The sequence below is a fragment of the Thiomicrospira aerophila AL3 genome, assembly GCF_000227665.2.
Classification (GTDB): domain Bacteria; phylum Pseudomonadota; class Gammaproteobacteria; order Thiomicrospirales; family Thiomicrospiraceae; genus Thiomicrospira; species Thiomicrospira aerophila.
In genome coordinates, this window is sequence record NZ_CP007030.1 from 2,024,699 (window position 1) to 2,035,840 (window position 11,142).

Annotated in this window: 8 protein-coding genes; 3 read left to right on the forward strand and 5 right to left on the reverse strand. The window is 45.4% G+C overall.

The genetic code is table 11. The features are described 5' to 3' along the window. Nucleotides 1-21: 21 nt before the first annotated feature. The 3 genes from THIAE_RS09865 to polA all read left to right on the forward strand — a co-directional run bounded on the left by THIAE_RS09865 (nt 22) and on the right by polA (nt 4,748). Entirely contained in the window at nt 22-561 is a 540-nt protein-coding gene (locus tag THIAE_RS09865) for a heme NO-binding domain-containing protein (RefSeq protein WP_006460138.1), read from the forward strand. Next, the gene (locus THIAE_RS09870; RefSeq protein ID WP_006460137.1) at nt 561-1,868 is read left to right on the forward strand and encodes an ATP-binding protein; all 1,308 of its coding nucleotides are present in this window, start codon (nt 561-563) and stop codon (nt 1,866-1,868) included. The genes THIAE_RS09865 and THIAE_RS09870 overlap by 1 nt, the downstream gene beginning before the upstream one ends. 78 nt (nt 1,869-1,946) lie before the next feature. After that, nucleotides 1,947-4,748, forward strand: a complete 2,802-nt coding sequence (gene polA / locus THIAE_RS09875) for a DNA polymerase I (RefSeq protein ID WP_006460136.1) — start codon at nt 1,947-1,949, stop codon at nt 4,746-4,748. 6 nt (nt 4,749-4,754) lie between these two features. Here polA and THIAE_RS09880 read toward each other — a convergent pair whose 3' ends face one another. From THIAE_RS09880 to trmA, 5 genes are all read right to left on the reverse strand, one after another. Further along, a complete protein-coding gene (locus THIAE_RS09880) occupies nt 4,755-7,436 on the reverse strand; it encodes a diguanylate cyclase (RefSeq protein ID WP_006460134.1) in 2,682 nt (893 codons plus the stop codon). 152 nt (nt 7,437-7,588) lie between these two features. Further along, a complete protein-coding gene (locus THIAE_RS09885) occupies nt 7,589-8,254 on the reverse strand; it encodes a hypothetical protein (RefSeq protein ID WP_006460133.1) in 666 nt (221 codons plus the stop codon). Between the two features lie 107 nt (nt 8,255-8,361). Further along, nucleotides 8,362-9,270 carry a lysophospholipid acyltransferase family protein gene (locus tag THIAE_RS09890; RefSeq protein WP_006460132.1) on the reverse strand — a complete coding sequence of 303 codons (909 nt, stop codon included), beginning with the start codon at nt 9,268-9,270 and terminating at the stop codon, nt 8,362-8,364. After that, the gene (locus tag THIAE_RS09895) at nt 9,263-10,027 is read right to left on the reverse strand and encodes a tRNA 2-thiocytidine biosynthesis TtcA family protein (protein ID WP_041483069.1); all 765 of its coding nucleotides are present in this window, start codon (nt 10,025-10,027) and stop codon (nt 9,263-9,265) included. The genes THIAE_RS09890 and THIAE_RS09895 overlap by 8 nt, the downstream gene beginning before the upstream one ends. After that, nucleotides 10,017-11,129, reverse strand: a complete 1,113-nt coding sequence (trmA, locus tag THIAE_RS09900; RefSeq protein ID WP_006460130.1) for a tRNA (uridine(54)-C5)-methyltransferase TrmA — start codon at nt 11,127-11,129, stop codon at nt 10,017-10,019. Before trmA ends, THIAE_RS09895 begins: the two co-directional genes overlap by 11 nt. Between the last annotated feature and the right edge of the window lie 13 nt (nt 11,130-11,142).

Sequence of the window (11,142 nt, forward strand, 5' to 3'; positions counted from 1 at the left end):
ATCCAGACTAGGGGTTCAATTATGAAAGGCATGGTATTTACCGAATTTTTAGACATGGTGGAAGAAAAGTTCTCAGCGGATATGGTTGATGACATCATAGACGACACCAACCCGCCTTCAGGTGCCGCCTATACCGCAGTTGGCACCTACGATCATAATGAACTCGTTAATATGGTCACCGCTTTATCTAAGCGCACAGAAATTCCTGCAGACACGCTAGTAAAGATATTTGGTGAACATGTGTTTAGTAAGTTTGCTACCAGCCATCAGCAGTTTTTAGTGGGTGTACCTAATGCACTGGCTTTTCTTGCTGGCATTGAAGATATTATCCATGCTGAAGTCATCAAACTCTATCCAGATGCACAATTGCCCAAATTTAAATGTACTTTTATTGATGATGCTACTTTAGTGATGGACTATCAATCGCCCCGGCATTTTGCAGATTTAGCCGAAGGCCTTATTAAAGGTTGTGGCAAGCACTTTGGTGATACACTTTCCGTTGATCGAGACGATATCCACCAAGATCTTACTCGATTTACAGTCCGTCGTTTCAATGCATAATGGTCGCTGAAAGAGAACCCCAACCAAGTGACATTACTAGTCGCTTAACGCGTAGGCTAGAGCGTGAAAAAAAAGCACGCAAAGAAGCGGAGCGCTTACTTGAAGAAAAAAGCTTAGCTCTTTACAAGTCTAACCTTGCCCTACAACAACAAACCAACAGTCTTGAACAAACCGTTTTAGAAGCGACCCAAGAGCTACGCAACGCCCTCCAACGAGCTGAAACGGCAGCGCAAGTGAAAAGTGAGTTTTTGGCTAATATGAGCCATGAAATTCGGACACCCATGAATACGATTGTGGGCATGTCACATTTGGCACTCAAAACGGTTCTTGATGATAAGCAGCGTGACTATATTGAAAAAATAAAAACTTCTGCAGATGGATTACTAAAAATAATTAGTGATATTTTAGACTTCTCTAGCATTGAAGCCGGAACTCTCGATGTTGAAAAGACTGAGCTTAATATTCCTGGCCTAGTTCAAGAAGCTATGTTACAGGCAACTTCAACCGCTCGAACTAAAGGCTTGGACATTCTAGTCGAAATCAGCCCTGAATTGCATGGTACTGATGCGTTATGCTATTTGGGAGATGCGCTTAGAATCAATCAAGTGTTAATCAACCTCCTTAATAATGCAGTCAAGTTTACCGAGCAGGGGCATATTAAGATCCAAGTCAATTTTAACGCTAATACGAGTATGCTGGTGTTTGATGTAGAAGATACTGGCATTGGCATAGATAAGGATCAAATGCACAAACTTTTTAGCGCATTTTCGCAAGCCGATGCCAGTACTACTCGAAAATATGGTGGCACAGGGTTAGGTTTGGCTATATCAAGGCATCTGGCCCGATTAATGCAAGGCGATATCGAAGTTTCTAGCATACCCGGACAGGGTAGCCGGTTTCGCTTTACCGCTCATGTGCAGAGAAAGAAGACCACAAAGCAGACGCCTAATACGCATGAATTTCAAACAGTTCAAGCCGATCTAACGCATCAGCAGACGCTGATTGATAGTGGCAACCTCGTTAACCACCAGATTGCACGCGAATTGTTAGCTCATACAAATGAACAAGTTATGTACGAAGATGTTGGCACAACACAAGAGTTTGATGAAAAACAATGGTTTAACGTTTTAAAAAACTTTAATGATCTTTTAAACGATTTTAGTGCGGCTGCATTAGATGAATTTACGCAGCAAAAGCATTACTTTGAACACTACCTTTCTCCAGATAAAGTGCAACAAATTCAGACATCGCTTGAAAATTTTGACTATGACAAAGTCCAAGACCTACTGCCCCAAACAGCTAGCTAATTGTTATACTGAACAACTAGGCCTGGTTGTCATCTAAAATCACCCTTTAATTTACAGACTTCGTTATTAAGGTTACCCATGTCCCACACCGATTCTGCTCCGATTATTCTTGTTGATGGTTCGTCTTATTTATTCCGCGCGTTTCATGCGCTGCCGCCTTTGACCAATAAAGATGGTCACCCGACCGGCGCGATTTATGGTGTCACCAATATGATTGGCAAGCTGTTGGAAACCTATCAACCGGAATTTATGGCGGTGGTGTTTGATGCCAAGGGCAAAACCTTCCGCAACGATCTTTATCCCGAATACAAAGCCCATCGCCCACCCATGCCGGATGATTTACGAGTCCAAATCGAGCCGATTCATCAGATTGTCAAAGCCCTGGGCTTACCGTTGCTGGTGATTGAAGGCGTGGAAGCTGATGACGTGATCGGCACGCTGGCGGTGCAAGCCACCCAAGCCCAGCGCGATGCGTTGATTTCAACCGGCGACAAAGACATGGCACAATTGGTGAATGAACATATCACCCTGATTAACACCATGAACAATACCCTGATGACACAGGATAAGGTGGTGGAAAAGTTTGGCATTCGCCCTGATCAAATTATTGATTACTTGGCGCTAATGGGCGATAGCTCGGACAATATTCCCGGCATTCCCAAGTGCGGACCGAAAACCGCCGTGAAATGGCTCACCGCTTATGACACGATGGATAACTTGATTGCCCATGCCAATGACATCAAAGGCAAAATAGGCGAAACCCTGCGTGAGCATATTCCGCATTTGCCCTTGTCGCGCACCTTAACCACCATTCGCACCGATTGTGAGTTGCCGATTAATCTGCCGGATTTAAAACGCGATGAAGCCGATATTGAAACGCTTAAAACCCTGTTTGCCGAATATGAATTTAAAAACTGGCTGAAACAGTTGGAAGACGGTCAATTGCCGTTTAGCAAACAGGTCAATCACCATGCTAAACCTGCGCCGAAAAACGCGGCAAACATTGACAATACACCATCACCAGGCCTGGTAACAAGCACTAGGCCAACCCAAACCTTTGAATCAGCCGACTATCAAACGATTCTTGACGCGACTAGCCTCGACAACTGGCTTAATAAACTCCAACAAGCCGAACTGTTTGCGTTGGATACGGAAACCACTGCGCTTGAGCCCATGCAAGCGCAATTGGTCGGACTGAGTTTTGCGCTAGAACAAAACGGCAAAATCGAAGCCGCCTATTTGCCGCTGAAACATGATTATGACGGTGCTCCGACTCAACTTGATTTTGAGGCTACCCTCGCCAAACTTAAACCGCTGCTGGAATCTGACACGCCGCAAAAAATCGGCCAAAATCTCAAATACGACTGGCATATCCTCGCTAATCACTGCATTCAATTGCGCGGTATCGCGTTTGATACCATGCTTGAATCCTATGTGCTTAATTCGGTGGCGACGCGCCATAATATGGACGATTTAGCGCAACACTATTTGCACAAAACTACAATTAAATTTGAAGACATTGCCGGCAAGGGCAAGGCGCAAAAAACCTTTAACCAAATTGAACTCGACCAAGCCGCGCCCTATGCGGCGGAAGATGCCGATATTACTCTGCAATTGCATCAAACCCTTTATCCGCAACTGACCGATCAACCGGGCCTGGTACCGGTTTTAAACGACATAGAAATGCCACTCTTGCCGGTATTGGCAAAAATGGAACGCCACGGCATGCTCATCGACAAAGACCTACTGAAAATTCAAAGCGGCGAACTGGCGGAAAAAATTAATCTGTTAGAAGAAGAAGCCTACCGCCTTGCCGGACAAGAATTTAACCTCGGTTCACCCAAGCAACTGCAAGACATTCTATTCGAGCAGTTGGGGCTACCGGTCATCAAAAAAACGCCAAAAGGCGTGCCCTCCACCGCCGAACCTGTATTGGCGGAGCTGGCAGAACAAGGCCATGAACTGCCCAAAGTGATTACTCAACACCGCAGCCTAGCCAAACTCAAATCCACCTACACCGATGCGCTACCCAAGCAAATTCATCCCGACACTGGGCGCGTGCATACCTCTTACCAACAAGCCGTCGCCTCGACCGGACGCTTGTCGTCCACCGAACCGAATTTGCAGAACATTCCGATTCGCACCGCCGAAGGGCGTCGCATTCGCCAAGCGTTTATCGCCAGGCCTGGTTATCAACTGCTGGCCGCCGACTATTCACAAATCGAATTGCGCATTATGGCGCATCTGAGTGAAGACCCAGGCCTGGTGCAAGCCTTTGCCGAAGGGCGCGATATTCACCAAGCGACCGCCGCTGAAATTTTTGACATGCCGTTAGATGAAGTCACGCCCGAACAACGCCGCAGCGCCAAAGCAGTGAATTTCGGGCTAATTTACGGTATGTCAGCCTTTGGACTCGCCAATCAACTTGGCATAGACCGTGGGCTGGCGCAGGCCTATATCGACCGTTATTTTGATCGTTATCCAGGCGTGAAAACCTATATGAACACCACCAAGGCCGATGCCGAATATTATGGCTATGTCGAAACCCTGGCCGGACGGCGTTTTTATCTGCCGGACATTAAAGCACGCGGACCGCGCAAACAACATGCCGAACGCACCGCGATCAACGCGCCGATGCAAGGCACGGCAGCGGATATTATTAAAAAGGCAATGATTCGCTTAGATCAATGGATTGAGCACAGTGAGTTAGATATTCGGATGCTAATGCAGGTGCACGATGAATTGGTGTTTGAAGTCAAAACCGAACAACTTGAACAGGCCAAACCGGAGATCAAGCGCATTATGGAAAGCGCGATGCCACTCAGCGTGCCGTTAATTGTAGAAATCGGCGATGGCGATAACTGGGACCAAGCGCATTAATAAGTCTTAGGTACTCGGCTGGGCTTGCGTATCCTCATCGATCATAACGAGTTTATTACGTCCTAGATTTTTGGCTAGGTATAACGCATTATCAAGATCTCGGTACACATCCTTAAAGGCGCTAATACTATCTGAAGCCCAAACGCCTGCTCCAAGGGATAAAGATAACCAACCTAACTCAGTTGATTCGTTGGGAATTCTTGCTGTAATAATGGCCAGTCGGAACTTTTCCAGCTGTTCCATAAACACAGTTGAACTCTGATTTGAAGTCATAATTAAGAACTCTTCACCACCCAACCTAAACACATAATCATTCGCTCGGCCAAAATAGACTTTAGATAGCATTGAGATTTGCTGAAGCACTTGATCACCCTGCTCATGGCCGTAGGTATCATTTATCAGCTTAAAGTAGTCTAAATCGAACACCGCAAGACATAACGTATGATTTAACCGTTTGAGTCGTCCCAACTCTTTATCAAAAAGCTGCAATAAATAACGCCGGTTATATAGACCCGTTAATTCATCTTCAATTGACTGAGTTTCTAAACGCTTTTTATCGGTAATATTGACCCGTGTTGCCAATAGTTTTTCCACTTTACCAAATAGATTGCGTTGCGGACTAAGCGTTATCTCAACCCAATATGACACGCCTTGTTTAGATTGCCCTTCTATTTCACCTGTCCAACTATCGCCTTTCATCACTTGATTTACAATCATAGCAAGCTCATCTTCAGACATTTTCACGCGCATTAAATCTAGAATGGATAACTCTGCAAGTTCTGAAGAAGAGTATCCAGTTAATTTAGTATAACTATCACTTGCCCAGACTATTTTATAGGTGTGCGGATCAATATGACTGGCATAGCTCAACTCATTGACCTGTGATAGAAAAACTTTTAACTGTTGCTTTTGCACTCTATAAACAACTATCCAGGCAATCAGCGCGAACGCAATGAGCAACCCATAGATAAGCAGCTGAAAAAGTTGTCGATTATCTAACCGAGTCAATAGGGATAAATTAACCCACTTCGCATAAATGGCATTGTGTTCATCAAGAGTGATGTCATCGAGCGCTTTTTGCATAATGCTAAATAGCAATGGGTTATCTCTTGGCACGCCAATCGCGAGCTCAAAGCGTTGATCCGATTGTCCAACAATTTGCATGCCGGTGATGCCTTGCTGCCTCATGATATAGTTGATAACAGCTAAATTGCCAGAATAGACAAAAGCTTTTCCCGACATTACCGCTTGTAAGCCCTCCAAAACACTATCAACTAAATATAAATTAACCTGTGGATAGTTATTTTGTAGATACTCATGAGACCAATAATCCCTCACCACCGCAACGGTTTTTCCTTCAAGCTCTTGATAATGATTAATAAAAAAAGTATCTGGATTTCCTGCTAAGACCATCGGGAAAGTCAAATAAGGCTGGGTAAATTTAAGATACTCAAGACGCTCTGGAGTTGGTGTCGCTCCTGACAAAAGATGAATCTCACCCTGTTGCACTTTACTAAGCGTTTCGGACCAAGTGGTATTTTTTTGAGGCTCAAATCTCACACCTAAGCGCTGCTCAAAAAGGCGAAAATAATCAGCCACCATGCCAGCGTACTGACCTTTAGCATCTATAAACTCAAATGGCGCCCAGTTTATGTCATTACCTATACGGATCACTGGGTTTTGATGCAAAAACGCACGCTCTTCTTCGGTCAAGGAACCTAAGCCAGTAGAATTAAATATAAAAGCTTTTGGACTAAATTGATTAAAGAGACTATCAGTAATCAAGCCAATATCTCTTGCCTCCGCAGCCGTCGCTAAGACTCTACTTGCATCAATAGCCCCAATTGGAATGCGACCAACTCGCACATACTTTGTCGTCGCCTGAGCCTCGTAAACTAGTGCCTGCTCACTCTTAACCACCGGATAATTTTGCATTATAAAGGCCACGACTTCTGGCTGATTATCAATTGCATAACGCCAGCCGGCCACTGTAGCACGTCGGAAACGCTCAACGACATCCGGATACCTATCTGCAAACTTTTGTGCCACAATCACAATATCTTCCATACTATTGACACCAAAGTCTGCGGGTTTCACTAAGTGATAACTCAGGTTATGTTCCTTTAGTTGATAGGGCTCATTAGTTTCATAGGCACCATAAAGATCAATCTTTTTATTAATAAAATCGTTCAAATCACCCGAAGGCGGGATGGTAATAAGTGGAGCGGTCAAATCCTGTTCCGCTCGATTTAGTAACGCGAGGATTTGCAGATTATTGTAGTGTGAAACTGTTTTGCCACTAAGCTGGCTGAGGTGGGTAATAGGCTCTTTTGATAAAAGTACCATAGGGGAAAATTGAAAAGATGTCATAACCGCCGCAATAGGGGCGCCATGGATAAAATCAACCACGGCGCTGGAATAGGCCGTACCAAATGTCGCCCGACCAGACACCACTTCATCGACAATATCAAGTCCAGGCCGCCAGTCTTTAATGGTTACGTCCAACCCCTCATCACGATAATAACCTTGCGCAAGGGCGGCATAAAAGCCAGCAAACTGATACTGATGATGCCAATTAACTTGCACCGAAACAGATTTTATAGGGGCTTGCTCTTCAGCGATTGCAACGACCGCGCCGAAGAGCAGGCCAAGGAACACCCATAAATTTGTTAATTTTTTTATATACATAGGTTGATTATAGAGCAAAGATGCTTGGCTTTATTATGTATATAAAAAATCGTAACCACAAGTGAAAAGAAACAAAAAAGTCCGCACTTAATATTATTAATATGCGGACTCCATTAATGCCTAAAAAGAACTAAAGGCTGGTTTAGTCAGGATTAGGCTCTGCGGAACAAGGCTACCAAATCTTCGCGTAAATCTACACGACCCATTTCTTCAAGCTTCACATCGGTACCCGTTACGGTTACTTTTTGTAGTGCGGCTTGCGAATTCGGGATATCGAGAGTAATAGCTGCTAACTTGGCACTCGCTAAATAGCCTGCAACCTTAGCATTGTTTTTCAAAATATCCTGTGGCTGTTGCTGCGCCCAAGTGGTTGCGTGGAACACAATCGTACCTTGGTAGTTGGCATCAGCAAGCGCAACTAGTGTTTGTTCAAGTACTTTAATGTTTTCATCACGCTGGAATTCGCCACCAAAAGCCAAATAAACCGCTTCTTGCTCCATCATTCGCGCTACAGCAGCTTTAACGTCTTCTTCTGTGGCAACAGATTCATATACAAACCCCGCGTCACCCTGAGTGGTTAAATAGCCACCACCAATCCCCCCCACTAGTGTTCCACACACGCGTGAACGGTTACTAATCACACCAAGATGAGTGACATTCATTGCGCCTTGCAAAGTTTGCCCAATCGTCGCACCCGCCATAATTCGAATGGTTTGAGCTTCTCCAGCCGTCAGTGGTTGTTTAGCTTCTGCATAGGCCGCCATTGATCCCATACCCATAAAACCGACAATCATTGCACTTATAATTGATTTGCGCATAACTAAACTCCTAGTTCATTAATAAATAATACTCAATTTATATTAGTTGAAACCAACAAATTAATTGTGTCTAAATCAAGGAAGTTAAAGTTTTTCTTATGCCCGCATCAATAAAGTTTTTGGCCTGGCACATTCTTGTAGCGCTTGTAGGACCACTGATACTGCGCTGGACACAGGCTCAATGCCTGCTCAACGCCTTGATTAAGAGCGGTCGCTGCGACTAGATCATCGCCATCACTCACCTGCTCACTTGCTGGTATAACATGTATACGATAGCCTTCAGCAGCAGGCAAACGCTCCGCAAAGGTATAAAAAACGGGGCACTGGGCTTTTTGCGCCAATTTAGCGACCAATAACATCGTATTCGCCGCTTGGTTAAAAAATGGCGCAATCACCCCACCGCTCGCACCCGGATCTTGATCAGGCAAAATACCTACAATCTCCTGCGCCTTCAATGCCCGGCGCAAGGCTTTAACGCCACTCATATCGGTTGGCACTAAATGGGCGCCGCCACGTTCGCGCACGGAACGCATAAAGGTTTCAATTGAAGCCATACGCGGCGGACGATACAAGCTCGTAATGCCATAACTAACCGACCAATACCAGCCCATCAATTCCCATGCACCTAAATGCGGCGATAACACTATCACGCCACGCTGCTGCGCCAGGCCTGCTTCGAGTAAATCTAAACCCCGCACCTCTTTAACCAAAGGAAGCAGCTTCTCTTGTGGCCATAACCATAATGGGCCCAACTCCGTCACGGTTTTACCCAACTCGACCAAACTCTGCTTAGCCAATTGCTCGCGCCACGCCTGCTCTTGGTCAGGATAGGCAATCGCCAAATTAATCAAGGTAATACGTTTAACCTTATTAGGCACCCGCCATAATAACCAGCCCAGCCCTTGGCCTAGACGACGATTTAAACCTAAAGGTAGTTTAGAAAAAAACCAAATTAATCCTTTAAACAATGCACCTGCAATGGGATGTTGATCACTTGACGCCAATGTTTTACTCATCTAGCTCCTCCACCAGGCCTGCTAAGCCGGCATGATTGTCATCGCTAATCAACGGCTGCATCGCGGTCCATAAATTGGCATAAAGGTGCTTGTTACGTTGTTCTTCAGCCAACAACAATTGCTTAAAATGCTGCCTTGCTTGCGGCTTAGCAAAGCAAGCAGGACAATTATCGGGGATCACCGGCAGGCCTGCTGATAAGGCAAAGTCGCGGGTTTGATTTTCACGCACTCGAACAAACGGACGGATAATCCGAACATCTTTTTCATTATTAAGATAGTGTGCCTTCATGGTGCGCAACTGACCGGCATTAAACGCCGACATCACAAAACTTTCCGCCAAATCATCAAGGTGCTGGGCCAAAGCCAACACGTTATAACCCTCACGACGACAGACGGTATAGAGCTTACCGCGCTTTTGACGTGAACAAAAACTGCAAAATGAATCGCCTTTCATATACTGATTAGCCAGCGCGACCAAATCTTCAGATTCATAAAAATAAGGCACCTCAAGCTCGGCTAAAAAAGTTTTCAGCGGCGACGGGTCAAAGCCAGGAATTTCAGGGTCAATGGTACAGGCGGCTAGCTCAAATTTGATCGGCGCATGACGTTGTAAATGTTTCAAGACGATTAGTAGCGCAAGGGAGTCTTTACCCCCAGATAGGCCTAACAGCACACGATCGCCGTCGCGCAACATTTTGTATTGGGCGATAGCGCGACCAACCGGTTGGAGGATTTTTTTAGGGGGTTTAATCATCATCACCCTCCTTGCGCACTAACCACACGCCCGATTCAATATGGTGACTATAGGGAAACTGATCAAACAAGGCCGAGGCTTGGAGCTGGTGTGATTGCAATAGGGTTGCTAAATCGCGTGCCAAGGTGTCAGGGTTGCAGGATATGTATAAAATATTGTCGTATTCAGCCACCATACGGCGGGTTAAATCATCCAAACCAGAACGCGGTGGATCCACAAAAATTGCTCTAAAGTTATAACGGCCCAAATCCACCTCAGCCATGCGATTAAAGGCTTGACCGGCCATAGCCTGCGACACTTCTTCAGCGGCCATTTTAACCACCGTGACATTGTCAATCCCATTTTGGGCTAGATTGAACTTGGCCGATTTCACTGAGGTTTTGGAAATTTCAGTAGCCAACACACGCGAATAAATATCGGCCAAAGCAATCGAAAAATGGCCATTACCGCAATAAAGCTCCAGTAAATCACTCGGTTGATCGGCGACAATCTGGCGACTTTGTTCACGCGCCCATGCGAGCATATTTTGCGCCATCTGCGCATTCGGCTGCGTAAAGCTATTTTCAATTTGCTGAAACCACCAGGCCTGGTTATCCGCCGCTAAACGCTCCATCACAAAATCCTGATCCAACAGAATTTTTTGTTTACGACTGCGGCCAATAATATGGTTAATCGGCAACTTGTCACGCAAACCTTGTGCGGCAACTAACCAGGCCTGCTCGTCAATTTTTTTTCGATAAATAAGCGTGACCAGCATTTCACCGCTTAAGGTGGCTAAAAAGTCGATTTCAAATAAGCCGTATTTCAATATCTGATCTTGGCTTATCTCGGCTAACAATGGCTGCATCAGCTGATCAATGGCTTCACAAGCCATTGGGCACTGACTAATTTCAACCGGCTGTTTTGGATTCGCCGGATCAAACATGGCATAAAACAACCGCTCCGGCGTATGCCAAATCCGAAATTCAGCACGCTGGCGATAATGTGATGCGGGGGATGCAAAGACGCTTAATGAGCCCTCAAGCGCAGGAATCAAACTCGCTAAACGTTGGCGTTTTTCGTCGAGCTGGGCTGGGTAATCGTGTGGAGAAACCTGACAAAGCACTGCTTGTCCTCAA

Coding starts and splice junctions, on each gene's coding strand:
- THIAE_RS09865 (WP_006460138.1), top strand. CDS start 22: ATGAAAGGCATGGTATTTACCGAATTTTTAGACATGGTGGAAGAAAAG.
- THIAE_RS09870 (WP_006460137.1), top strand. CDS start 561: ATGGTCGCTGAAAGAGAACCCCAACCAAGTGACATTACTAGTCGCTTA.
- polA (WP_006460136.1), top strand. CDS start 1,947: ATGTCCCACACCGATTCTGCTCCGATTATTCTTGTTGATGGTTCGTCT.
- THIAE_RS09880 (WP_006460134.1), bottom strand. CDS start 7,436: ATGTATATAAAAAAATTAACAAATTTATGGGTGTTCCTTGGCCTGCTC.
- THIAE_RS09885 (WP_006460133.1), bottom strand. CDS start 8,254: ATGCGCAAATCAATTATAAGTGCAATGATTGTCGGTTTTATGGGTATG.
- THIAE_RS09890 (WP_006460132.1), bottom strand. CDS start 9,270: ATGAGTAAAACATTGGCGTCAAGTGATCAACATCCCATTGCAGGTGCA.
- THIAE_RS09895 (WP_041483069.1), bottom strand. CDS start 10,027: ATGATGATTAAACCCCCTAAAAAAATCCTCCAACCGGTTGGTCGCGCT.